Source organism: Hominiventricola sp. (assembly GCF_057604405.1).
The window spans coordinates 60,998-85,371 of sequence record NZ_DBLYVB010000003.1 but is presented as its reverse complement, the minus strand read 5'-3'; the positions used below and the strand labels follow the sequence as shown (position 1 = coordinate 85,371).

The window sequence follows — 24,374 nt, the reverse complement described above, 5'->3', positions numbered from 1 at the left end:
ATTTTTTACAGGTTATATTTTCTGCATAAATAATACTTTGAAAATGCAGTTGTCCGCAGGTTGTCAAGCTGCGCCGTCTGATAAATGAAATCCGGAAGATATTCGTCATACTTGACTTCCAGAATATGCTGTCCTGCCGGCATAATCAGTCTGAGAGGAATCTGGTCCTCCAAAAACAAATCCACCCTGCTGGAACCGCGGATATCCTCATCCAGTGTTATACGGACATTTCCCAGCGGATAAATATAGGGCACACGATCATACTCCACAATTACTTTGGGTCTCATCAATGAAGTTTTCATAAGAAGTATCAGTTTGTTTAGAAGCGCCGGTGTCTCTGGGGTAACCTCCGGAGTTTCCCCTGCCATCAGAGTTCTGCACTGTTCCTCGGTAAGGGGGCAGGACAGTTTCTGTGTCTTCCCCCTGACCTTCCGTTTCAGTTCCAGTGAAATCCGTTCTGCACTGTGATTGTAGATGCGGATTCGGAATTTTTCTCTTGGGTCAGTTCCCGCTTCGTTTTCCATAAAACAGCGGTCATAGTAGTCATCAAAATACAGGCTTCGGATGTTATAAATGCCATCCGCCCCCGCATGAGGATCCAGCGGAATCAGTCCTGACAGCCGGCACTGCAGATTTCGCAGCTGACCGTAGGAGCAGATATACTTGAACTCATGACGAAACCTGTTCTCCATCAAAGACGGATCAAATACTTTTGGTTCCATGATTTCACTCTCATTTCTTTTACTTATTATTGTTTCAATCCTGTATCCATTCATCCATATTTTTAAAATTTTTATCAAGATAAGCAAGCCGTTCCTTCATATAAGACTGCATGCCCTCATAATCACCGTCATGCCGGCTGTCCGGCCAGCGGACCGCATCCCTTGCAAATGCACCAGAATCCTGTACCTCATGAATGCAGTCATCCAGCATATTCTTAAGATTTTCATCTGACAGCTCATCCTGTCGAAGTTTCTGCCATCTGGCTGCCACTTTTTCCCGGATATTTCCCACATCCAGTTTTAAAAGCCGATCCAGAAACGGCCATTCCAGATAATCCTGCACATGTTCCGGCGACCACTGCACATACAGTTGTTCCCCATCATCCACATAGGTATTTCCCCAGGTCAGGTCTGTATCCCATGGCACCAGATACATCCGGTAACCGTCGGATTCCTTTTTGAAAGCAAAGAACATGTTTTTATAAATATTGTCTTCTGCATACATCATCTGCAGATACAGCCAGATGTCTGCAACGTTGTCCATATTAAGCAGCTTTTCCGCTTCTGCCCGAAACGTTTCATCGTCAGACTGGCACATTTCCACAAATGTCCGGAAACATTTCCAGTCCTCTCCATTTCCCTGACCATTTCGTCCTTTCAGTTCCATTCCGAGAACTGTCAGGTATTCAGACGGAGCAACAGAATCCATGGTCTCCGCCAGAAGTTCTCTTCCGTAAGTCCTCTTATAGAGATATTCCTGATCTGAAATTTCCAGCTGCATGCTGTCTACCGGTTCAAAAATCCCGTAAAGACCTCTGTACTCTCCGTTCACCACCAACTCCACATATTTCATGCTGGTGCCAAACCGGGTGTCATAAGGTGTATCCCATGCTCCAAGCCTGTCCCAGATCCGGGTGTTGAACTGATCCCGCACTTTCGTGCCGTCACTGTATATGGCATAAAAGATCCAGGAATCGGACTTCCTCATTCCCAGAACCTTTTCTTTGTTTTTATTGATTACACCTGTGGATGTGACAGAGATCAGATCCACCCGGTAACCCTTCTTCGGGTAAGCTCTGGTCGTCTGACCTCTCTCGTGCGCCTGAAAAACTGATTTGAGTGTCCAGTCTTCCTTTCCACAGTTTTCATAGAACTCGACGCTTCCGGCAAATACCGTATCCACATCAAGGCTCGCATCTGTCTCCATACGTACCACCGGCAGACCGGTGAATACCACATAGATTGTCGTACAGGTTCCTTCCTTTTCATTCCATACCAGAAACGGCACTGCATAACCGGATGAAACCGTCTCCTTTTTTTCAAGACGCGTATAATCTTCCAATGGAAGGATTCCAAATTCCCCACTCTGGTCGGCAAAGGTTCCTGCTTCCCATGCATCCGTTTCCATATCTACCGGAAGATAAAATGTCAGACTTTCCCTGTCACATGCCAACAGTTCGCCTTTAAAACACAGCTGTACGGAAGTTCCGTCAAGAGTCTTCGCCAGGCGTTTCTGCAGCTTACGCGCTTCATGAACCTCACCTTTCAGAGCACCGCTCTCATAAGTGTCCTGAATTTCGGCATGTTCAGATTCATACACGAAAAAAAAGAGGGAGCCAATGAATAGCAGTACGCTGAAAAGCAGCGCCATCTTTTTTACCACTCTGTCTCTCCTGTCTATTTTATACGAAATCTTTTCGCAACTTTATTTAGAGTTTATTATATCAGCTTTGAAGAAGATACGCAACTTTACTTTTCTTTTACAAAGGCAAATCACGGTTTCACGGTCGAAGCGTTACAGAAATTAAGAAATTGTTCACTTTTCCGCAAGTCCGTATCCCTTTACTTTTCCAGGTAATCTGTGTTATGGTAAACTCAATATATTAAGTAACTATTAAGGAGACCCTGCAATGATGAAAAAAAGAGTATTGCTTCTTGCAGCCCTGCTGATGATTACAGCGGCAGGCTGCGGTAAAGCAGATTCAGAAAATACAGAACAGCCGGCCACAGAGGAAACTGTCCAGGAGGAAGTAACCCCTCCGGCCCCCGGTGAGGAAACCTGGAGCACCGCACCTTCCTACTCTGCCACCTTGATCACATCCACACCGATCCGATATCTTTCCGTTACTGTAGGAGCAACGGAATCTGATGTAAATATGACCTGGTACTCTCCTTCAGAGACCCCGGGTGAGATACTTCTTACCACTGCCGATGACACGGACTTTGCAAATGCCCAGTCCTTTCCGGCATCAGATCCCACTGCTTCGGAGATCACTTCCGGATATTATGTAAATCGTGCTGCGGTAAGCGGTCTTTCACCGGAAACAGAGTATATTTATAAAGTAGGAAATGAAGAAGGATATTCTCCGGTCTACTCCTACACCACTCCGACATTCTCCGATACCTTCCGTTTTACCGCCATCGGAGATCCCCAGCTTGGAAAGCCAGTGGATGAACTGGACAACCAGAAAACTACTTTCAAGAAAGTACTGAATAAGATCAAATACCATTTCCCGGATTCCAGTTTTCTGCTCTCTCTGGGAGATCAGGTCAACGATTACAATGACACAGAACAGTATGATGCCTTCTTAAACCAGGCGGCTCTCTACAGTCTTTCCCTGGCTCCGGTAAAGGGGAACCACGATATGGGCGGTCCGGAGTATTCCGAGCATTTCACTCTTCCGAATCAGTCAGACATCGGTACCTGTGATGACGAAGGTGACGGAGATTACTGGTTTGTGCGTGGGGATGCCCTTTTCATGGTGCTGGATGTGATGGACGAAAACAAATGGAGTGACCATGAAGAGTTTATCGCGGCTGCCTGCGAAGCCAACCCGGAAGTCCGCTGGAAGCTGGTCTTTTCCCACTATTCTCCCTATAATTCTTATGAGGAATATATGGAAAAAGGCCAGGAGATGCGTCCCTATTTTCTGAAATTTGCAGATGACTATGATATCGATGCTGTGCTTTGCGGACATAATCACTGCTATATGAGAAGTTATTTTATCAATGGAGACGGAACCCGGCAGGATTACGAAAGTCCTGCTGTTGATCCGGAGGGCACCATGTATCTGACCCTTGGCTCTTCCAGCGGAAGTCTTTATCACAGACCTTCTGCCCAGGACGAAGCGGCTGTCAACGAAAAGCAGGAAAGCCCCCAGGTGACCGATGTGCAGGTTTCTCCTGACTCCCTGACTTTCACGACTTATGATGCAGAGACCTGGGAAATCATTGATACCTACGAAATTGATAAGAGTGTCGGATAACTTTCCTGCACTGCAAAAAAACGGCTGCGCCAGCATCTAGGTGGCACAGCCGTTTTTTTGTATTCTTTTTAATTTTTCTTTTCGATAAACATCTTTCTGGTCACAAAGTTGTAAACCATCACGATGGCCGTCGCACCGATCTTGGTAATCATATAATGGATGCCCATGAGATCTGTTCCCAGCCACATGCAGAGCTCGTTGACGCCAAGACCTACAATACTCAGCAGAACAAACACAATAAATTCTTTTATCTTATTTTTATCTTTGTCAGTTTCAAAAACAAAGGCCACACTTAAGATGTAGTTGACGGTTACGGATACGGAAAAGGAAACCGTACTGGAAACCATATAATTGATTCCAAACACTTCCGTCAGGAAGACCATGATTCCATAATCAATAAAGAAACATAAAACTCCCACAAAACCAAATTTAATCATCTGTTGAATTAATTTTACCATTGTTTACTCCCATTCTGATTCTGTTCCACAGATCACACTGTATAGACAGTCCGCAATCTGCTCATAGGCCGCTCTGCCCGGATGAACCGCATCTGTCGGCACTTCCTGCATTTCATCGGAATACGGATTCACCGGTTCCTCTGTCATATCAAAATTATTGGCACTGTCCACGCAGATGGATGCAGGTACAAAATACAGATACGGCTCGTCTGCAAGAATATCCTCCAGATAGGTCATCAGGTGAAACACCTTCTGGTCTTCCTCATATTTGTAGCGGTCACCATAAAGGGCATAACCTTTGTTGTTCCAGGAACCAATACCATCCTGATTCGCAGGATAAATGGTGTGCACCAGATAAATGGGCAGATCCGGATCTTCTTCATGGATATTCTTCACGATAGCCGCAATGTTATCTCCATTTTCTGTTGGATCCACATCCAGTCCATTGGTACCCAGGAACAGTTCGATGGCATCCGGATGAAATCCTGTCTTTTCTTTATAATGCCTCCAACTGAAGCTATCGGTTTCTTTATCATAGAAGGGCTGCACATCCTCATGGGGATCTTCCATGGTGTAGGGCGCATCCGTCAGATAATTGGCTGCGGAAAATCCGCGCCTTGCCTCGGTCAGGGAACCGCCTACACCTCTGGTCCCCATATAGACAATCTGATTGTCTGTACGGAGATTCAACTGTTCATAGGTAGCAGTATTGCAGGACAAACTGTCACCAATCGTCAGCAGAGAAAAGTGTTTCTGTTCCTCGCTTAAGTCTTTTACCACTTTCAGCTTGGTGGAAGCCGTCGCAACCTGTGCGCCGTTGTCATCAAAGATTGTGAAGATCAGCGGATATTCTCCAATCAGATCCGTGGTTCCGGTGATAGAGAATTTTCTCTGCATATTCTTTCCTACCGCGCAGGTCCATTTTACATTGTAATTCTCAATCTTCGTTCCCAGAGAAGATACCTGGGCGTTGTAAAGCTCCAGTGTCACGCCCTCTGCCACATAGACCTCTTCCGGGAGGAACAGTTCCACACCGACATACTGTCCTTCCTGATTTTCCACAACTCCTTTGGCATTGAGCTTCTGATTCAGTTTTTCCACTTCATATTCTCTGGCAAGTTCATGGACAACCAGCACTACTCCAAGAAAAATACAGCAGGCCGTCAAAGCCAGAATGATGCTTCGGTATGCATTTCGGATGACTTTTTCCCGTTCAATTCTCTTCATGTCTCAACCTCTAAAAGCGCAGGGTAAAATCGGAATAATCCAGTGAAAAGTTCGGATTATAATAGGGATCTCCGGCATCCAGCTGTGCTTTCCATTTTTCACGGAAATGCGCGCATTCTCTTTCATAACGGCGAAGCTTCTCGCCTTCTTCCATTCCTCTTGTCTTGGATTCATAGTGATAAAGCTCTGCAAATGGAGTGAAAATATTTAAATATCCTGCTTCTCTGAGCTTCAGGCAGAAGTCCACGTCGTTGAGAGAAATCGTAAAACTTTCATCCAGGCCGCCCACCTGATCGTAAGCAGCTCTGCTCACCATGAGGCAGGCACCCGTGACAGCTGTCACATCCTGTGCATAACAAAGGCGTCCCATATAACCCAGATGCTGTCTTGGCATCTTATAATGGGTATGTCCTGCAGAACGATGGGCTCCAAGACCGATGACCACACCCGCATGCTGGATCGTATCATCGCCATAATAGAGCTTTGCCCCGGCTGCACCCACGTCTTTTCGCTGTGCATACATAAGAAGCTGCTCCATCCAGTCGGGAGTAATGACTTCTGTATCATTATTTAACAGAAGCAGATACTCTCCCCTGGTCTTACTTACACCAAAGTTGTTGATCCTGGAGTAGTTAAACTCACCTTCGTAGGTCACTACCTGTACCTGAGGCAGTGCTTCCAGTTCTTTATAATAGTCAAAGATGCTCTGTTCCTTGCTGTTATTCTCCACAACCACGATCTCGTAATTGGTCCAGGTAGATTTGTTCACGATGGACTGAATACATCTTCTTAAGTCTTCCACATGATCCTTGTTGGGAATCACAATGCTTACAAGGGGCGTTCCGGTAATGGGATATTTGATCTGGAAAATAGTCGGGAATGCTCTTGTGCTCTCCACTTCCACTTCAATGCCATAGTAATCCCGCATATGATCATGCACCGCACGTTTTGCCGCATCAATCGCATAGGTCTTTGCTCCGATATCTGCCGCCACCGACTGGGGATGAGATCTCCAGTAGTAGAGAATCTTCGGAATATGCTGTACATTCTTTGCCTCTTCCGTCAGACGTAAGATCATATCATGATCCTGGCTTCCGTCGTACTCGGAGCGGAACAGCCCGGTCTTCTTCAGAAGATCCGCATCAAACATGGAGAAGTGGCAGATATAGTTGTTGGCCCGCAGGTTGTCCGGGGAATAATCCGGTTTAAAATGCAGGACAATCAGATCGTCAAGATTCGGGGAGGTAAAGGTTGCCTCATCTGTATAGACATAATCCGCATCCTTCTCACAAACTGTCTTCACACACTCAAAGAGCAGGCTCGGATGCATCACATCATCATGGTCAAAAAGTCCAATGAAATTACCCGTTGCCATGGAAAAGCATACATTGGTATTTCCGGAAATTCCCAGATTCTTCTCAATCTTTTTGTAGATGATTCTCTGGTCCTTTTTCTGATAATCCAGACAAATTTCACCCACATCCTGATGTTTGTCATCACTGCCGTCTGCCAGACAGAGTTCCCAGTTTTTATAGGTCTGTGCCTGCACGGACTCGATCATCTCCCTCAGGAATTTTTCCGGGGTATTGTAAAGAGGTACCAGCACGCTGATCTTGATCTCTCTTGGAAATACCGTCTCTTCTTCTCTCCGGCGCTCTTCTGCATTCGGAAAGCTCTTTGTTCCAAAATCCACCCGTTTGGCTGCCTCACCTTTTTTCTGTTTCCAGCGTTTGTACATTCCCTTGATGCCGCCATAATGGATGTAAGCATTGCGGGTACGGATCACAAAATGAACCACCACGCGGACTGGCTTGGATAGTTTCCAGTACCAGGTATCTCTCACTGCATCAAATCGTTTGTCTCTGTGTTCAGGCAGATCTGCCTGCTTGTTTTCTTTACTCATACGAATTTCCTTCTATTGAAACTTATCTGCTTTTTAATATATTTTTAAGTTTCTTAAGAAACTTAAATGGCATGCTGTTGGTAAGCCGTTCTGCTGCCCTCACCCGATTCAGAAGATGCATGCAGGCATAGGCCGTATCCGGATACAGTTCCTGAATGGTCAGTTCCACATAGAGCCGTCCGGTTCCCTCCACGAGACCGGAGATCACAATCTGCGGATCCGTGGTCGTATACAGGATTCCCTGCTGCTCCAGTTCCCGTCCATTATGGCTCCAGCCTGGATTGTAACTGCCACCCAGTTCTCCCAGAATACGCTTTATCTTTACCAGACAGGGCGTCTCTGCCGGATCAAGTCTCAGTCCGCGGATATCCGCCGGAAGCAGAAGCTCCAGCCGGACATTCCCTTCCTTGTCGGCTTCCGTCTCCACCCAGTAACTGGTGCCTTCCGAAAATCCGCTGCCACAGTCAGGATAAATCTGAATCCGGTTCTTCTTCACCTGACGTAACAGTTCTTCCCGCGTAATCGTCCGTCCTGCCGTATGGAGATACTGTGCCCCGATAGTCACCGTTCCATCCAGGAGCCACAACTGGAAATGATGTTCCATCTCTGTAAAGACCGCTTCTTCCGCCTCAGAGATTCCCATCTGCGCCATAAGTCCCAGATGCTTTACATCTTCCCGGCTGTTAAGATAAAGAGAGACTGCTCTCCAGATCAGATATTCCACCGGCACCTGTACCGGGAATGTCCACTCATAATCAATGATCTGGGTACCATCCTTTGTCGCCATGAGATTTCCGAAAATCCAGTCCAGATTATTGATGGATGCACCACTGTATGCTTTTGTAAAGTCAGGGTTACCGAACATCTCTATGAATTCCTGGCTTTTTGCAAATGGTTTTATTTCTTTTGCAAGTGCCGCTGTCAGAAGTTTCCGGTAACGCTGCAGCTCTGCTGCAAGCCCTGCATAATCTTTTTCCTGCCGCTTTTCATCCAGCAGCTCCTCAAAGGTCCGCCCATGCAGGAATTCAAAATAGGCTGCACCATCTTTTAATTCACATCGGTTGGCGCGAAGTCCCGCCTCCCGGTACTGCACATCCAGCACCTCTTCCCAGTGTTTTAGTTCCTTCACATGGGAAACTGCCTCTGCAGACACCGGCACCTTCCGTACCTGCCGATGAGCAGCATCTCCCAGAATATCCGTCCGAATCATGAACCGCTCTGCACGGTCATTGGAATATTTTACATAGACCGGACAGTCCTTTCTTTCCGGTCCTGCAATCATCAGATAGGTATTGGAAAACTCCGGGAACCTGCCATCCTTGATCAGTTCATCATAGACTTGTTCCTCATCAAAGAGTACCATGCGTTCCCCTTCAAAATTCCGGAGATTCTGATTTAATTCCCCTTTCTTCGGAAGCCACTGATCTGAATAGATGCTCATAGGAAACCATCGTTCCGGGTAGGGATAATAAAATTGATAATCCGTAAGACCGCTGTCAGTCAGAATCGTTTCCAGCTCCCGCTTTGAAAAAGAAGTGGCTTTTCCTTCCAGACTGTCAAAATACTGACCTGTATGGGGTTCCTTTGCCCCGGCCCAGTATTTGAGACCAAACCGGTTGTCTGCCGCCAGCACCAGATGACCGTCCGGCTTCAGATGCTGTTTCAGAATGTTCAGCGCCTGTTGTTCCGGATATTCTCCAGTAAAATACCGATGTGCTTCCGTCAGCACACCCGGAGCCACAATCCAATCGAATTTTGGAAGAGTTTCCAGCGTTGTCCACATACTTCCGCCAAATACGGAGATGTTATCCACTGTCTGCCACCGTTCTGCCAACAGTCTGCACCGGCTCACACTTTCCTCCAGACAGATGACTTTCTCTGCCTTCTTTGCAAGTCCCCCCGTCAGCTGTCCGCTGTCGGCGCCAAATTCCAGCACTGTATCTGTCATTTTCACCGGCAGCCATTCTGTCAGATTTCCGCGAAGATGAGATAAATGATAAAGAACAGGGAAAGACGGTGCCTGTGCCCTCTTACAGTCAAAGCCTTCCTCCAGCAGCTGCTCCACCAGAAGATCTTCCGGGCGTGGCTGCTGCAGTAAAGCAGTCTCCTCATCATATGTCACTGTTACATGGCCAAACTGTTCCTGCATATGCATTCCTTCCTGCCTGCTGCAAAAATTTTTCCGAATCAGCCCTGGCGCTCTGCCGGGTTCTCCACGGTAATTACGGAGTTCATATCATAAAAGCCAACCGTATCCTTATCAGAAAGTACGGTCATTCCCACCAGATCATAGAGTCTGTGGTACACTTTAAATTCATCTCCCACATATCCGGTACATCCAAGGGAAATGAGATAATCTCCACCCTGCAGGTCAATCCGCTGGGTATAGGTGACGATTCTTGTCTCTCCCGCTTCCACGGTTCCGGTCTCCACACGCTCAAACATAGTGTTGGTTCCCGTAATATCCGTTCCTTGCTTGTTCCGGATGGTAATAGTGAAGATAGGATTCTTCACCTGACTGTGGAACGTAAGCTTCGCCTTGACCTGACAGGTGGAACCCTTCTCAATAATACTGGAATATTGTCCATATTGGTCAATGATGGCAAAATCCACAATCTCCGCCTGCTTCTCGCCATAGTCCAGAAGCTTCGGATTCGTTTCAAAATGGTCTTTCCATGCTTTTCCGTCTGCCGTGTGCTCCACAATATCACTTTTCTCGCAGACATCTTCCAGTGTTTCCTCATCCAGCTGATGCACCAGAAGCTTCTTATACATATTGACCATGTCCTTCGGTGTTCCCTCTGCCAGCTTCACGCCCTTGTTCAGCAGAATCACACGGTCACAGTATTTTGCAATGCTGGTCAGATCATGGCTGACGAACAGAATGGTCTTACCAAGCTTTTTGAACTCTTCAAATTTATGATAACACTTTGCCTGGAAGAACACGTCTCCCACAGACAGAGCCTCATCTACAATAAGGATCTCCGGGTCAATGTTGATGGCCACGGCAAAAGCCAGCCGCACAAACATACCGCTGGAATAGGTCTTCACCGGCTGATGGATAAATTCTCCGATATCTGCAAAATCCAGTATATCCTGCAGACGTTCATTGATCTCCTCCTCGGAAAATCCCAGCATGGTACCATTTAAGTACACATTCTCAAGCCCGGTGTATTCCATATTAAATCCGGCTCCCAGTTCCAGAAGGGCAGAGATTCTTCCATTAATCTCCATCATGCCGCTGGTGGCGCTTAAAACACCGGTGATAATCTTCAGAATCGTAGATTTACCGGATCCATTGACACCGATAATTCCCACCGTCTCGCCCTGATGAATCTCCATGCTCACATCCCGGAGGGCATAATGCTCCGTATAGCATTTCTTCTTCGTAAGTCCCAGGGAATCCTTCAGGCGGTCTCTGTTCCGGCCATATAATTTATAAATTTTAGTAATATGCTCAAGTTTAATTGCTTCGCTGCTCATAGTTCTCCTTTACAGTACGTCTGCAAAATGCACTTTCAGTTTCCGGAACACATGACTTCCCAGCAGCCATACCAGAATGGTCACTGCCCAGAAATAAATATTCATCCAGCCAAGGCTTGCCACAGAACCGGTCTGAAACAGTACCGCACGATAGCCATAGACGATATAGCAGAGGGGATTCAGCTTCAGCACCATAAGAATCGGATATTTTGCAAGCAAATCTTCCAGACTCCACATAATCGGTGTCATCCAGATGCCGACCTGCAGAAAAATATTGATAATCTGGGTCAGATCCCGGAAGAAAATCACCAGAGAACTGGTCAGCATGCAGACTCCGGTCACAAAGATCAGAAGACATGCACTGAAGTACACGACCCACAGCGTGTGCAGTCCCGGATAATAGCCATACAGTGCAAATAAAAACAACATGAACAGCACAAAAAATACATGAATAAACAGTGCTGCAATCGTCTTCACCAACGGCAGAATGTCAATGTTGAAGACCACTTTCTTTACCAGATAATTATATTCCAGAAGCGCATTGGTTCCGTTGCTTAAGCTCTCGGAAAAATAGAACCACGGCACAATACCGCTGACCAGCCAGAGCACAAAGGGAACGCTGATTCCCTGCTTTAACTCTGCCGTCGCATTGTTTAAACCGATCTGGAATACAAACCAGTACACCAGTACAATGATGACCGGCTGTACCATTGCCCACAGAACGCCAAAATAAGAGCCGGCGTAACGGGTCTTAAAATCATTTCTGGCAAGCTTCCAGATCAGTTTCCGGCTCGCCCAAAAATCTTTCCACATACGGACCATAGGGTCTCTCCTTATTTCTTCAGTTCTTTAATGCCGCCCCACTTCTGATCCTTCTCAGAAATCGTCAGCTCCATACCTTCCGGGATCGGCCATTCTACTCCGATATCCGGGTCGTTCCATGCCAGGCCGCCCTCATCATTCGGATGATAGAAATCGGTACATTTATAAGCGAACTCTGCGTAATCAGACAGTACGATGAATCCGTGTGCAAAATTTTTCGGAATAAAGAACTGCTTTTTATTCTCTGCAGAAAGCAGTACACCGAACCATTTTCCGTAGGTCTTAGAACCCGGACGCAGGTCAACAGCTACGTCAAATACTTCTCCACTTACCACGCGGACCAGCTTATCCTGGGGATAATGGATCTGAAAATGCAGACCTCTTAACACACCCTTCTTGGATGCGGACTGGTTGTCCTGTACAAACTCCATATCAATGCCTGCTGCCTTATAATCATTATAATTATAGGTTTCCATAAAATATCCGCGCTCGTCTCCGAATACAGTCGGTGTAATGATCTTCAATCCTTCAATATCACAGGTTTCTACAGTAATCTTTCCCATTTCTTTTCTCCATCCTTCTTTAAAATCTGATAAAACCCCGGAACTTCGCAGGTATGCGCTCTTCCGGGGCCTGAATTTTTCATTTACAGCCCTTCGGCTACTTCCGTCAGATAACGGCCATAAGCGGTCTTCATCAGCGGCTCTGCCAGCTTCAGCAGCTGTTCTTTATCAATAAATCCTCTCCGGAACGCAATTTCCTCGATGCAGGAAATGTAGAGTCCCTGGCGTTTCTGGAATGCTGCCACAAAGTCAGCCGCATCCAGAAGTGCATCATGATTACCCGTATCCAGCCATGCAAATCCTCTGCCCAGTGTCTCCACATGAAGGGTTCCTCTGCGCAAATACTCGTTGTTGATGCTGGTAATCTCAATCTCGCCTCTCGCAGACGGTTTTACGTTCTTTGCTATCTCCACTACATCATTGTCATAGAAATAGAGTCCCGGTACCGCATAATTTGACTTCGGATGCTCCGGTTTCTCCTCGATGGAGATCGCCATGCCATTTTCGTCAAACTCAACCACACCGTACTCTCTCGGATCTCTTACGTAGTAACCGAAGATGGTGGCTCCGCTCTCCTGGGCTGCTACTCTTCTGAGAACCTGAGAGAAACTCTGTCCGTAGAAGATATTATCGCCAAGAATCAGTGCTACGCTGTCTTTCCCGATAAAATCTGCGCCGATGATAAAGGCATCGGCCAATCCTCTTGGCTGCTCCTGCACCGCATACTCAAAACGCATGCCCAGCTGACTTCCGTCTCCTAAAAGCTCTTCAAATACCGGAAGATCTCTCGGTGTGGAGATGATCAGCACCTCCCGGATTCCTGCCAGCATAAGAATGGACAGCGGATAGTAGATCATCGGTTTGTCATATACCGGCATAATCTGCTTGGACACTGCCTTGGTCAGCGGATACAGTCGGGTTCCTGATCCTCCTGCTAAAATAATTCCTTTCATTGCATCTCATCCCCCTTTTCCATAGTGCGAAGCAGAAGATCACAGTCCGTCAGAAAATTCCTTGCAAACAGGAAATTCATCTGACCGTCAATTTCTTTTGCCTCATATAACCGGACAGATTCATTGTCCGGCATCTCCGACCGCTGATAGGTGTTGATCGGAGTAAAATCCTCTTTATAATCGTTGTAATAGACACTGGCACCCTGATAGCTCTCTCCTACACAGGCATAGTCACTGCTCACATAGAGCCGCCATCCATAGTCGGTCTGTTCACAGGAAGCCATCTCGTTGTCCGCCACATTGGGCAGGAGTACGATCGGATCACTCCAGCTTCCGCCCTGATCATCAGACGTCATGACACAGATCTTAGAAGAACCTTTATCATAATCTTCCATCTCAAAGAAATAGTAGAGTGTCCCGTCAAGATACCGGATATCTCCGTCTTCCAGATTCTGCTTTTCACTGATGACAGTGGTCAGCGGTTCCCAGCTCTTCAGGTCTGCGGAGCTGTAGAGCTGTACAGAATAGATTCCGTTGTCCCCGTCCGGTGACGGATTGTTGATCGTTCCGTCAATCTCTGTATTGGTGAGGAGCCAGCCATCTTCCATCTTCACCAGAATCGGATCAATAGCCAGCGTATCGGTGGTCACCGCAATCCGGTCTTCCACCAGCTGAAAATCAGCGGTCAGCTCCAGAATATGGGTTTCATCCGCATGATTACTGTAAGCGATGAACCAGTGATCTTCCGGCCCTCTCGACTCCACATCATCTTCCATCACATACATCCAGGAAGCAGCCAGCCCGTCATAGGAAGCCACCGTCTTTCCTTCCAGATCCAGAATCCGGATTCCTTCATCCACGCTGGTGATAATGTGATCACCGATGAATTTGGCATCCGCATTGTGGTACTGATTCAGCGTAAATCCATTCTGGGAAATACCGGTCTTTCCAAATACCAGAGCCAGCGCTGCGAGCAACACTCCCAGCGCCGGTACCAGCCAGTTTTTATTTATTTTTGTACATTTCTTCATAGTATTTCTGATAGTCACCGCTGGTCACATTCTTCATCCAGTCCTCATGCTCGAAGAACCACTGAATGGTCTTCTTGATGCCCTCGGCGAACATGGTCTCCGGATACCATCCGATCTCTGCTTTGATCTTGTCCGGTGCAATGGCATAACGACGGTCATGTCCCTTACGGTCAGTTACGTAGGTAATCAGCTTCTCGCTTACCAGTGCTTTTCTCGGATCACTGTCCGGAAGCATCTCCTGCAGAGTATCCAGAATAATATGAATGATCTCAATGTTCTGCTTCTCGTTGTGTCCGCCGATGTTGTAACGCTCGCCCAGTTTTCCTTTTTCCTGAACCATGTCGATTGCCTTTGCATGGTCATCTACATAGAGCCAGTCACGAACATTCTTACCATCACCATATACCGGCAGCGCTTTGCCCTGCAGTGCGTTGTTGATTACCAGCGGAATCAGTTTCTCCGGGAACTGATACGGGCCATAGTTGTTGCTGCAGCTGGTAATGTTGCACGGGAATTTATAAGTATCAAAATATGCCTTGGTCAGCATGTCTCCACTTGCCTTGCTTGCAGAATAGGGGCTGTGGGGGGAGAACGGAGTTGTCTCATAGAAATAGTTATCTCCGTCGTCCAGAGAACCGTATACTTCGTCAGTGGAAACATACAGGAATTTCTTATTCTCCTTAAAGCTTCCGTCCGGCAGCTCCCATGCTGCTTTTGCTGCATTCAGCATGACCAGAGTACCCAGTACATTGGTCTTAACAAATACTTCCGGATTCTTGATACTGCGGTCTACATGGCTCTCTGCTGCGAAATGAACCACGCGGTCAATATCATTCTCCTCGAAAATTTTGGTAATTGCCTCGCTGTCACAGATGTCTGCTCTTACGAAGGTATAGTTCGGATAGTCCTCTACATCTTTTAAGTTCTCCAGATTACCTGCATAGGTCAGCACGTCCACATTGATAATACGGATCTCCTCGCCGTATTTGCGGAACATATAATGAATGTAATTGGAGCCGATAAATCCGGCACCGCCTGTTACGAGATAAGTTCTCATGAAATTTCCTCCATCATGTAAAATCTGTTTATTCTTTCTTCAGCAGCCGTCAGGGCAGAGTACTCCCTTTGATCCCACTGCATTTGGTCTGATTATAGCATGATTTTCCCTGTCTGTCACTGTTTTTCATAAAAAACACAGCCCCTGGTCAGTTCCTGCTCCCCATCGCAGTGAATCAGATAATCTTCTGCATCCAGAAACACAGATCCTCCACTGATTCGTACCAGCGCCTCTGCCTCCAGTGCATCGTCTCCGGCTGCCACAGAAAGAGTTCCGGAACTCATGGAAAAATTGTTTTTCACGTGGATTCCGTCCTGATACATCCCTCTTCTTTTGTTCATGACTCTTCTCTCTTTAATTTCTTTTCTATTACAATATTATCAATCATACAGAAGCTTTGTAAAGCCTTTATAAAGCGTTTACTTTTTTTCGTGACCATGCTATATTTTTTGTAACTATTTAGATTATGAGGATTTATTTTATGAAATCATTTTATACACGGCTTCTGCGTCTGATTGACCGTCTCTATCCGGTTTTTTTCGCATTTCTGGCACTGATGACCGCCTTTCTTTGCTTCCGCTGTCTTGGTATCAAGGCAATTGACTCCTGGGACGAGGCCCGCCATGGTATTTCCGCCTATGAAATGTTGAAGAATGGAAATTTTCTGGTAAATACCTATCTGAATGAACCCGATTACTGGAATGTGAAACCTCCCGTTTCTTTCTGGAGCATTATGGCTGGTTTCACCCTGTTTGGCTATACATCAGTGGGGCTCCGGTTCTTCTCTGCCCTTGCCTATCTGATTACCACGGTCGTGACCGGACTCTTTGCCCGCAGATATGGAAAGCTCACCTCTCTGCTGGTTATGGCATTCCTGTGCGCCAACTATTTTCCCTTTAAGGCGCATCTGGTCCGCGCCGGAGACGCAGACAGCCTCTATCTTCTGTTCTTCACGCTGGCCATGCTGGCCATGTTAAAGATCCGTGAAAACGGACGTATGCTTTATGTATGCGGCTTGTGTTTTTCTCTTGCGTTTCTGACCAAGAGTTTCCACGCAGGCATGATCGCTGCCATCGGCGGACTCTTTCTTCTGCTGACCGGAGAATTAAGAAAAATGAAGCCGGGAAGATTTCTTCTCTTCCTTGGCTCCGCCCTGCTGCCTGCTGCCCTGTGGGCAGTCTGCCGTTTTCAGTACGACGGCTTTACCTTCTTCCGGAATATGTACGAAGCCGACATCGCAGGACGAACTGCTGCCGGAGGACTGGAAGGCCATGGATTTCCATTTTCTTTCTACTGGACCTCCATCTTCTGGAACTTTGACTATATCTACGGCTGGCTGACCCTGCTTGTGATTGTGGGACTGATCTGCCTGTGGATCCGGCCATTCCGCGTGAAAGATTTTCCCCTTTCCAACATGGATCTCACCGGACTGCTTCTGTGGTTTCTGGTGCCGTTTCTTGGATTTTCCGCCGTGTCCACCAAGCTCATGTGGTATGTCTACCCCTGTATCGTACCCCTGTGCCTGTTGGCCGCTATTTTTCTGAGTGCCTTTCTCCAGAACAAAAAACTGCCCTGGTTTATTCTCTGCCTCGGTCTGTGCGTGACCGCTGTCGGAACTGGATGGTTTATTCGGAACAATTACATGGACAACGTCCGCGGTGCCAGAAGCAACGACCTGCAGACCTTTGTCATGGAACAGTTTGACCGGAACGGGCTTCACACCGGCTCAACCGTTTATCTCGATGCCTATGACCCATTCCTCTATGCCAACACAACCAAATGGGAGCAGAACATGCAGCTCCTCGGCATGATGGAAGGCGATCTCACCTGCCAGGATGGCGGCACAGAAGGCTTCCTTGCTGATTCCGATGATGCGCTTCTCATTCTGTCGGTACCCTTCCTTGCAGATCATCCGGAACTGAAAAACTGTCAGATACTGGCGGATAACGGGCAGTATCTGTTGTTAGCAAAATAAAAAAGAAAACCGCCCTGTTCAGAACATTTGCTCTAGACAGGGCGGTCTTTTTACATCAGAAATTCAATTAACATTTGCAATCGAAAGTTGTACACTCCGTATTCTTGCAGCTGCAGGCGTTGCTTCCGCTTACGCGCACCTGATCAGCCGCACACTTACAGGCATGGTTGTAGCAGCAGGATTCCGCATCGCAGGAAATCTCGGTGGGTTTACTGGGAATGCTGTCCGCATTGCTGGCGCCGTCGTATTTGCGCTCGCGGAAGCTCTCGCAGCTGGTCTCATCCACTACCTTCGCATTTTTTCCACCCACATGAATGTTGTCCTTGCAGCAGGAATCATCCTTATTGTAGGTACAGTTTACAACAGAACAGTCTAATCTTGTCATGGTTTTCCCTCCTTTTGATGATTACCACCTTAGTATGGGAAAAACCGTTTAAAATTATTCTTTCATCCTATCCATATCTTCCAACAAATCTTTTAATATATTCTCCTGATACCCCGCTCTTTTCTTCTTTCTTACCTCTTTTGCTGTCTCCCGAAGGACGGGATTCTCAACAGTCTCCAACTTTTTCATGGATAAGTTTCCAATTTTTTCCTCCGAAATACTTTTCACGTAATCCTCCGCTGACATTCTCCACACACGAATCCGGTCCCCATATTTTCTCCATAGTCTGTCGGCGATTCGAATCCCCTCCGGATCAGTATCACCGCTATAGTAGATTTCCACTCCGCTATCCAGCAAAAAGGGCATCAGTTTCACGGCGGCACTCCGTAGCTGACCGGAAGTACATAGTAACGCTACATTCTTTTGTTCCAGATGCTTCAACAGATAACTGAACACCATTTCATTTTCTACAATGTAAACCTTATCCCCTGTCGATTGCACCGCTGTCAGCTCCTGCAGATTTTCCATGGTAACCGCACAGGGCTCCTGCCTCTTGCAAAAGGCATCGTATGCCGGGTGCCAGTCATCGCCAATCTGTAATCGCAATCCATAGATATGCACGATAGAGGAAATATTATCCGGTACAATTCCGTTGGACAGCAATAATTCTCTCCACTGATGGGCATTCTCCGGATAATCTGTCCTCGCAGCATAGCACATTCCATGGACTAATAATTGCCCCGCAGTCGTTCCCTGATCAAAGTAGTGAGGATTGCCGGATATTTCCGCGGAAAATACTGCCAGCGGATATTCCTCTTCATTCTTTTGAATATCTTCCAGCAAAAGGTGCGCTTTTCCTACGTTTTTCAGCAGTTTTTCTGTCTTTTCTCTGTCCTTTCCATATTCTCTGATTACTGTCTGATAGCCATATTTTTTTTGATAAAACATCTCCTGCAGCCAGGAAACAGCAACAGAATCCGAACCTGCGCACTCTGTCAGATAGTCTTCCACATTTTCAAAAAATTCCTCCTTTTCCCGCTCTTTCTCCCTTTGTTTTTCCTGCGTGGTTATCATTTTTCTACCGAAATACGCTTCCAGTATTTCTTCAAAATTCACAGGAGCAAATTTTGTACATTGCAGTCCTTTTTCAAAATCCGCAAAAGGAAACCGTATGGTATCTTCATAAAATGCCTTTCCAAGTATCCCGCCGATGGCTCTCCGTTCTTCTTCAGAAGTATGTTTCAGTGTAATGACCCCTGTTACTCTTCCGTAGGTTTTCCATTTCTTTTCAAATTCCGAAAAGCACCTTCGATACGCCGGATTATCTTTAAAATATGCTGCACATGCTTCATTATTGTTCATCCAGAATCCTCTCATGTCCGTTCCATGTATACCGGATCACCGTTACCACCTGGGAGTTCTCCGGGCGGTGTAGTTCCGCGATCCGAAGTCCTTTGACTGTCTCAAAGCATCCCCACAGAGCCTGGGAATTCATGATGTAATCGAAATCCAGCTTATGGACCAGTTCAAACATACTTTTAATATTCTTGTCATCGACACCGGCAAATGCCTCATCCAGTGCAATAATCCTGGGGTGATCTTTATTATCCGCCTTTTTATACTGTGCGTTTACTGCTCCGAACAGCGGCACATACATTGCCATTGCTTTTTCGCCTCCGCTGAACCGGTTAAATGCAGCATTGGTCAATGGCTTCTTCGTCTCTTCGCCACGCCGGAAAAACATCTGGAATTCAAACCATTTCCGGTAATCCAGGGCGTCTCTTACCAGCTCCATGTAATTGATAATCGTTCCCGTCTCTTCCAGTTTTGCCTTTTCCGCACGTATTTTACTGCGGAAATGACCTGCTACTTTTTCAATATCATCCGGGGTAAGCAGCTCCCGGTCGCGTAAAAGGATCTGCTCCAGATCCGCTGTATCCAGTTCTTTGTCATTGTCGGCTTTGCAGGGTTTCCATTCCAGCGAAAAACGAAGTCCCATGGACGTATCGATCTCCTGCATGAGCTTTGACATGTCTTTTGCCCACATTCTGCTCTCCGCTATGCGGTCCGTAAGCTGCTGACTGATCGTCTGGGATAAGATATCTTCGAAAAGCTCCCGATCCTTTTTCTGTATCAGCAGTTCTGTCTCTTCGATAGCAGTCTTCAGAATATTGTAAAATTCTTCCAGATATACCCTTTTTCCGTTCCAGGTAGAGAGAATACGTACTCTCTTACGCACAGCATCTATATCCCCCGTATCACCGAAGCATTCTTCCATGGCAGTTCCGTAGCTTGCAAGGCTTCCGTTATGCTTCAGATATACGGTATGCAGCGCCTGGAGCAGTTCCCCAGGTTCCCGGTTCTTATCGCTTTCCCTCAGTATCTTTACAGCTTCCCTAGCACATTCATAGACTGTCCGCTCTTCCCGGTTCAAAATCAGTTTCAGATCCAGTTCCTCTTCAAAATAGTTTCTAAGTGCAGTTTCTTCTATAATGAGCTGTTGCAGTTTTTCTTTTTGTTCCGGCAGTTCTTTCTGTAGTGTCTGTAATCTCTCCTTAAGGGTAGCACCCAGAAGCTTCAGATTCTCCAGCTCCTTGTCGATCTGTTCCAGTTCTTGCTTCACCTGTTTCAGCCTGTTTGCCTTTTTCAACAGTTCCGGGCTTCTCAGATACTCTTCCAGCTGGCGGATCTGAATCTCACAGGCTTTTGCGCGGATACTGTAAGTCCTTTTTTCTGTAAAGGCTTCTTCCAGATCCTCCTGGCATTGTTCTATTCGTTCTTTTCTGTCCAGGCGGCTGATCTGTTCTGTCTGTATATACAGCAGTTCCTGTCTTGCGCTCTGCCATATTTTTCCATATTCTTCCGCCGCGCCGCAGGCTTCCTCATAAGCCTCTGTCGTTCTTCCATAGGGCAGCATTTTACAAATTTTCAATACTTCCTGATACTGCCGGTTCTTCTGTTCGGAAAGCCTGTGCTCCTGATCCTGCTGTTGCAGATATTCATTTTCCAGCGTCTCCAGAATACGTTCCAGATCCCGTTTTTCCGACAACGCGATCTGAACCTCCGAAAAATCAGGGATCTCCTGATATTCCGCCTGTAATCTGTCCATCCGTTCCTGTAGTTGCGCAATTTCGGCATCCCACTCCACTATGGTTTTGCTGATGCTTTTCAACTGTTCCTGTAGTTCCCGGATTTTTTGTTCTTTTCTCCGTTTTCTTGCCAGATAGCCCACATATTCTGCTGCCCACTTATCCGCTTTACCGGCCAAGATTCCCTGTCGGAAACTGCCGTCTGCGCCGAAACAGATTCCCTGTGTCTTTCCTTCCTCTTCATAAATATTACTGAGAATTTCCAATACCGAAGTTCTTAATTTCTGTGGCAGATCATCACTTACTGTCAATTTGGAGAAATGGCTGTTACCCTGTCCGTCTGCCTGTAGAACAGCATCCAGAAATTCCGGATAATCTGCTTTTATTCTCGCAAAATCTTCCCTTGTCACCACCAGGGCATCCAGCATTCCGGACATCTGTAATTGTGCCTCTAGCCTTGCACAGGCTGCCTCATCCAACTCCTTTGTGAATTCTACTGTTCTGTAAAACGGAATAGCTGTGATTCCCGCCTGTGCCAGGGAGGCCCTGGATTTTTCGACTGCCTCATCCCGTTCCGGCTCCAGTTCCTGCTGCTCCTGCACTTTCTTCAACTGTTCCCGGACTTCTTTCAGAATTTCTTCCTGAATCTCCCTCTGATACTGTTTATCATTCTTTTCGTCTGTAAGTTTCTGACGCTGCCTTTCATAATCTGCACGGAAATCCCTCTGTATCTCCACGCCATCCGCTACAGTCTCGTATTGTCTTGCTTTCTGTTCCGCCTGCAGGAGGATCTCACGTTCCGGATGCCATTCCCCGGAGGTCTCCGCTCTGTGAAAGACTTCCGTGATCCATGCATCGATTCTGTCCAACACCTGTTCCGCTGCCATCTCCAGCTGCTGTTCTTCCTCCGCTTTTTTCTTCTTCGTCTCTTCCAGAAGACTGGCAGCTTCCTCGTACTGTCCTAAGATCAGCTCATATTGTCCGAGAACTGTTCTTCCTGCTGTCAGTTGATTTTTCCATATTTGCAGATGCTCTGCGATCTCATCTCTTTCTTCGTATTGTTCCAGACTGATTTTCTCTTTCGCCTTCTCATGATGTTCCCATTGCAGAATCTCCTGTTGTTCTTCCAGTTCTTCCTGCTTTTCCTTCAAGTTATCCCGACGAAGTTCCAGCTGTTCCTCCAGCTTTTTCAGAGTCATCTCTTCATCCCGGATCCGCGCCCTGCCATCCTCGATTTTTTTCTCCCAGCGTTGTTCTCCTTCCGTAGCCTCCAGATACTCTGCCTTTAATTTCTCCAGTTTCCGGTCCGCGTCCTCGAGTTCCGGATCCAGAAGTGCATTGCGCTCCGTTTCTTTCAGTTTTTTCTCTGCTGAAAGCCTATCCGTATTCTGTGTCGCCCGGGTCTGCTCTTCCTGCGCCTCGTTCTGCCGCTGTTCCTTCTCAGCCAGTGCTGCCTGTTCCTTCTCCACTTCCTGCTTCTTATTCAGGTAGCCCAGAGCCTTTTTTGCCAGCATGTACTGGTTGTAACGGGTATATTCATTCCGGATGATCTTCACATCATCGAAGGCGCGTTTAAGCATCTCCAGACTATCCTGTATCTCATCCATCTTTTCCATGGCATCTACCATAGGCCGCAGATCCTCGTCCGTCAAAGTCTGCAGGGAATCATTCAGAATGTCATACACTTTGGTGGGTTTGAACTCTTTGGAAAGCTTGGGAGCCCGCACCTTCACCAGCAGTTTAATAAACTGTTCATACTGTTCTTCTTTTCGGAAGCCGAAAATATACTGATTGACATGCTTCTTGTATTCCGACGGACTGTCCGTAAAGAAATTATCTTCGCCCAGTTCTGCTTTCATCTCCCGCTTATCCCGGGGAATTTTGTTCGACCCCACTTCCTTATACAGCCACAGATCATATCCCACTCTGCGCCCGTCCAGAATCACAAAGCCCCAGAAATCCATCGGCTTCCCACGCTTTGCTTTTTGTCCGATTCCAATTGTGCGATACTCTCCAGAGTCCTCTTTCCGCAATTCCAGAAACAGATAACCAGTAGACTCCTCCTTGCCCTCTTCTCCCAGAAAATAGTATTCCATCCGACGGTCACTGGAGCCAAAGGGATCCAGACGGCTGGGTGTACGGTCTCCGTCCAGCACAAACGGAATAAAACTCTGTGTCGTGATCGATTTTCCAGAACCGTTCTGTCCACGCAAAAGCAGTTTTCCATCCTCGAATTCAAAGTCCTCTTCATCGTATAACCAAAAATTCACAAACCCGATCCGGTTCATTTTCCAACGTTCGTTCATTTTTCTCCGTCTCCTTTGTAATCAGAAGGATACTGTCCCGCCAGCCTGCCCACAGCGGGCAATACAATGATCCATTCCTCCTCGCTGCGTACCATCATCCAGTCCGTCATATATTTTAAAACAGTTTCCACAAGCCTGTCATTGTCCATTTCACCATATTCCTTGCTCCATGCATTCTTCCACTTGTTTCTACAGTTTATGACGATCGTGGAAAACGCCTGTCTTGTCATAACAATACATTCATCTTCCTGTAGTTTTGTTTTTCCCTCTGCCAACTGTCTCTGTATCTCTCTACAGACGATCAGAACACTTTCCGAGATCTGGGCATCCCGGGGATGTATGGTTCCGTAACAGTCATCTGCATCCAGTGTAAGAAAGGCCGCATTACGATAAATGTCCAGATTACCACCTATATTTTCCCGCAAATATCTGCCGACCCACTGCCTCTGGTTTTTCAGATATAATGCATCAGCATCCTCTGTACTGTCCCAATAAAGCGCCGGGCAGACTGCCAGCTGTCTGTATACACGGTTAATACGCCTGGATCCTCTGTTTTCTTCAAATTCTTCGAAATCTGTCTTTTCAAAATCCTTCCAGGATTCATATCCGGAAATATCTGTGGTAAAACTGCTGGTAAAATATTTCGAATAGCCTGTATTTTCATACAGTACTTCCTGTCCTGTTTCCCGACTGAAAAATTCACTTTTTCCTTCATACACTCTGAGCATCTGCAGCCGTTCCATATATTGCAATACCCGCACCAGTGATTTTCTCTGTGTAAAGGAAGTCCAGTCCACCGACATGTAATTTTTCAGCTGCGTCTCTACATAGCCGATCAATTCCGACAGCAGAAACTGTTTTCCCTCCTCGGCATCCTCCAGATACATCAACACCACACATAGTATGCAGTAATCCCGGATGTCCGTAAATTCACTGATTCCCATAAATGCTTCCGCATGTGCCGGTCTCTTTTCCAGTTTTAGCAGCTTCTCTGTATGTATCAGCTTCCATCCCAATTGTTCCCTGATAAATCGCTGAAAATTCGGAATATCCCGCTTTACTTTATAGAAAGTCTCTTTGTCACTGTCCCGGCAGATCCAGAATTTTTCCATTAGTGTTCTGATTTCATTCATA

Annotated in this window: 19 protein-coding genes; 2 read left to right on the top strand and 17 right to left on the bottom strand. The window is 46.7% G+C overall.

The window, feature by feature from the left end:
- Window positions 1-5: 5 nt before the first annotated feature.
- Both ACZMB2_RS03485 and ACZMB2_RS03480 read right to left on the bottom strand, forming a co-directional pair.
- Window positions 6-722, bottom strand: a complete 717-nt coding sequence (locus ACZMB2_RS03485) for a polyphosphate polymerase domain-containing protein (RefSeq protein WP_487595532.1) — start codon at window positions 720-722, stop codon at window positions 6-8.
- Window positions 723-756: 34 nt separating this feature from the next.
- On the bottom strand, window positions 757-2,385 hold the full coding sequence (locus ACZMB2_RS03480) for a CotH kinase family protein (RefSeq protein ID WP_487595531.1): 1,629 nt from the start codon (window positions 2,383-2,385) through the stop codon (window positions 757-759).
- Window positions 2,386-2,632: 247 nt separating this feature from the next.
- On the opposite strand from ACZMB2_RS03480, the gene ACZMB2_RS03475 reads away from it, so the two are divergent.
- Entirely contained in the window at window positions 2,633-3,988 is a 1,356-nt protein-coding gene (locus ACZMB2_RS03475; protein ID WP_487595530.1) for a purple acid phosphatase family protein, read from the top strand.
- Window positions 3,989-4,056: 68 nt separating this feature from the next.
- Here ACZMB2_RS03475 and ACZMB2_RS03470 read toward each other — a convergent pair whose 3' ends face one another.
- From ACZMB2_RS03470 to ACZMB2_RS03420, 11 genes are all read right to left on the bottom strand, one after another.
- Window positions 4,057-4,446: a GtrA family protein gene (locus ACZMB2_RS03470; protein ID WP_118769012.1), complete on the bottom strand. Its 390-nt coding sequence runs from the start codon at window positions 4,444-4,446 to the stop codon at window positions 4,057-4,059.
- Between the two features lie 3 nt (window positions 4,447-4,449).
- Window positions 4,450-5,673, bottom strand: coding sequence for an SGNH/GDSL hydrolase family protein (locus ACZMB2_RS03465; protein WP_487595529.1), 1,224 nt, complete (start codon window positions 5,671-5,673; stop codon window positions 4,450-4,452).
- Between the two features lie 10 nt (window positions 5,674-5,683).
- The gene (locus ACZMB2_RS03460; RefSeq protein WP_118769010.1) at window positions 5,684-7,576 is read right to left on the bottom strand and encodes a glycosyltransferase family 2 protein; all 1,893 of its coding nucleotides are present in this window, start codon (window positions 7,574-7,576) and stop codon (window positions 5,684-5,686) included.
- Between the two features lie 22 nt (window positions 7,577-7,598).
- The gene (locus ACZMB2_RS03455) at window positions 7,599-9,725 is read right to left on the bottom strand and encodes a class I SAM-dependent methyltransferase (protein WP_487595528.1); all 2,127 of its coding nucleotides are present in this window, start codon (window positions 9,723-9,725) and stop codon (window positions 7,599-7,601) included.
- 38 nt (window positions 9,726-9,763) lie between these two features.
- Window positions 9,764-11,059 carry an ABC transporter ATP-binding protein gene (locus ACZMB2_RS03450; RefSeq protein WP_487595527.1) on the bottom strand — a complete coding sequence of 432 codons (1,296 nt, stop codon included), beginning with the start codon at window positions 11,057-11,059 and terminating at the stop codon, window positions 9,764-9,766.
- Between the two features lie 9 nt (window positions 11,060-11,068).
- A complete protein-coding gene (locus ACZMB2_RS03445; protein WP_487595526.1) occupies window positions 11,069-11,872 on the bottom strand; it encodes an ABC transporter permease in 804 nt (267 codons plus the stop codon).
- Window positions 11,873-11,892: 20 nt separating this feature from the next.
- Entirely contained in the window at window positions 11,893-12,444 is a 552-nt protein-coding gene (gene rfbC, locus ACZMB2_RS03440) for a dTDP-4-dehydrorhamnose 3,5-epimerase (RefSeq protein ID WP_487595525.1), read from the bottom strand.
- An 83-nt stretch (window positions 12,445-12,527) separates the two neighbouring features.
- Complete coding sequence (gene rfbA, locus ACZMB2_RS03435) at window positions 12,528-13,397, bottom strand: glucose-1-phosphate thymidylyltransferase RfbA (protein WP_118769005.1); 870 nt, start codon at window positions 13,395-13,397, stop codon at window positions 12,528-12,530.
- Window positions 13,394-14,428, bottom strand: a complete 1,035-nt coding sequence (locus tag ACZMB2_RS03430; RefSeq protein WP_487595524.1) for a sialidase family protein — start codon at window positions 14,426-14,428, stop codon at window positions 13,394-13,396. Before ACZMB2_RS03430 ends, rfbA begins: the two co-directional genes overlap by 4 nt.
- Window positions 14,403-15,485 carry a dTDP-glucose 4,6-dehydratase gene (rfbB, locus tag ACZMB2_RS03425; protein ID WP_118769003.1) on the bottom strand — a complete coding sequence of 361 codons (1,083 nt, stop codon included), beginning with the start codon at window positions 15,483-15,485 and terminating at the stop codon, window positions 14,403-14,405. Before rfbB ends, ACZMB2_RS03430 begins: the two co-directional genes overlap by 26 nt.
- A gap of 116 nt (window positions 15,486-15,601) precedes the next feature.
- Window positions 15,602-15,826, bottom strand: a complete 225-nt coding sequence (locus ACZMB2_RS03420; RefSeq protein WP_308458324.1) for a carbohydrate-binding domain-containing protein — start codon at window positions 15,824-15,826, stop codon at window positions 15,602-15,604.
- Window positions 15,827-15,966: 140 nt separating this feature from the next.
- On the opposite strand from ACZMB2_RS03420, the gene ACZMB2_RS03415 reads away from it, so the two are divergent.
- Window positions 15,967-17,460, top strand: a complete 1,494-nt coding sequence (locus ACZMB2_RS03415; RefSeq protein ID WP_487595523.1) for an ArnT family glycosyltransferase — start codon at window positions 15,967-15,969, stop codon at window positions 17,458-17,460.
- 67 nt (window positions 17,461-17,527) lie between these two features.
- On the opposite strand, the gene ACZMB2_RS03410 is transcribed toward ACZMB2_RS03415, so the two are convergent.
- From ACZMB2_RS03410 to ACZMB2_RS03395, 4 genes are read right to left on the bottom strand one after another with little or no spacing between them, the layout of a single operon-like run.
- On the bottom strand, window positions 17,528-17,845 hold the full coding sequence (locus tag ACZMB2_RS03410; protein WP_487595522.1) for a DUF1540 domain-containing protein: 318 nt from the start codon (window positions 17,843-17,845) through the stop codon (window positions 17,528-17,530).
- Window positions 17,846-17,899: 54 nt separating this feature from the next.
- Window positions 17,900-19,207, bottom strand: coding sequence for a TIGR02679 family protein (locus ACZMB2_RS03405; RefSeq protein WP_487595521.1), 1,308 nt, complete (start codon window positions 19,205-19,207; stop codon window positions 17,900-17,902).
- A complete protein-coding gene (locus ACZMB2_RS03400; RefSeq protein ID WP_487595520.1) occupies window positions 19,197-23,240 on the bottom strand; it encodes a TIGR02680 family protein in 4,044 nt (1,347 codons plus the stop codon). Before ACZMB2_RS03400 ends, ACZMB2_RS03405 begins: the two co-directional genes overlap by 11 nt.
- The gene (locus tag ACZMB2_RS03395; protein ID WP_487595519.1) at window positions 23,237-24,373 is read right to left on the bottom strand and encodes a TIGR02678 family protein; all 1,137 of its coding nucleotides are present in this window, start codon (window positions 24,371-24,373) and stop codon (window positions 23,237-23,239) included. Before ACZMB2_RS03395 ends, ACZMB2_RS03400 begins: the two co-directional genes overlap by 4 nt.
- Window position 24,374: the final 1 nt, after the last annotated feature.

Bases quoted from the DNA above. Each gene is read 5' to 3' on its own strand.
- ACZMB2_RS03485 (WP_487595532.1), bottom strand. From the start codon at position 722: ATGGAACCAAAAGTATTTGATCCGTCTTTGATGGAGAACAGGTTTCGT.
- ACZMB2_RS03475 (WP_487595530.1), top strand. From the start codon at position 2,633: ATGATGAAAAAAAGAGTATTGCTTCTTGCAGCCCTGCTGATGATTACA.
- ACZMB2_RS03470 (WP_118769012.1), bottom strand. From the start codon at position 4,446: ATGGTAAAATTAATTCAACAGATGATTAAATTTGGTTTTGTGGGAGTT.
- ACZMB2_RS03465 (WP_487595529.1), bottom strand. From the start codon at position 5,673: ATGAAGAGAATTGAACGGGAAAAAGTCATCCGAAATGCATACCGAAGC.
- ACZMB2_RS03460 (WP_118769010.1), bottom strand. From the start codon at position 7,576: ATGAGTAAAGAAAACAAGCAGGCAGATCTGCCTGAACACAGAGACAAA.
- ACZMB2_RS03455 (WP_487595528.1), bottom strand. From the start codon at position 9,725: ATGCAGGAACAGTTTGGCCATGTAACAGTGACATATGATGAGGAGACT.
- ACZMB2_RS03450 (WP_487595527.1), bottom strand. From the start codon at position 11,059: ATGAGCAGCGAAGCAATTAAACTTGAGCATATTACTAAAATTTATAAA.
- ACZMB2_RS03445 (WP_487595526.1), bottom strand. From the start codon at position 11,872: ATGTGGAAAGATTTTTGGGCGAGCCGGAAACTGATCTGGAAGCTTGCC.
- rfbC (WP_487595525.1), bottom strand. From the start codon at position 12,444: ATGGGAAAGATTACTGTAGAAACCTGTGATATTGAAGGATTGAAGATC.
- rfbA (WP_118769005.1), bottom strand. From the start codon at position 13,397: ATGAAAGGAATTATTTTAGCAGGAGGATCAGGAACCCGACTGTATCCG.
- ACZMB2_RS03430 (WP_487595524.1), bottom strand. From the start codon at position 14,428: ATGAAGAAATGTACAAAAATAAATAAAAACTGGCTGGTACCGGCGCTG.
- rfbB (WP_118769003.1), bottom strand. From the start codon at position 15,485: ATGAGAACTTATCTCGTAACAGGCGGTGCCGGATTTATCGGCTCCAAT.
- ACZMB2_RS03420 (WP_308458324.1), bottom strand. From the start codon at position 15,826: ATGAACAAAAGAAGAGGGATGTATCAGGACGGAATCCACGTGAAAAAC.
- ACZMB2_RS03415 (WP_487595523.1), top strand. From the start codon at position 15,967: ATGAAATCATTTTATACACGGCTTCTGCGTCTGATTGACCGTCTCTAT.
- ACZMB2_RS03410 (WP_487595522.1), bottom strand. From the start codon at position 17,845: ATGACAAGATTAGACTGTTCTGTTGTAAACTGTACCTACAATAAGGAT.
- ACZMB2_RS03405 (WP_487595521.1), bottom strand. From the start codon at position 19,207: ATGAACAATAATGAAGCATGTGCAGCATATTTTAAAGATAATCCGGCG.
- ACZMB2_RS03400 (WP_487595520.1), bottom strand. From the start codon at position 23,240: ATGAACGAACGTTGGAAAATGAACCGGATCGGGTTTGTGAATTTTTGG.
- ACZMB2_RS03395 (WP_487595519.1), bottom strand. From the start codon at position 24,373: ATGAATGAAATCAGAACACTAATGGAAAAATTCTGGATCTGCCGGGAC.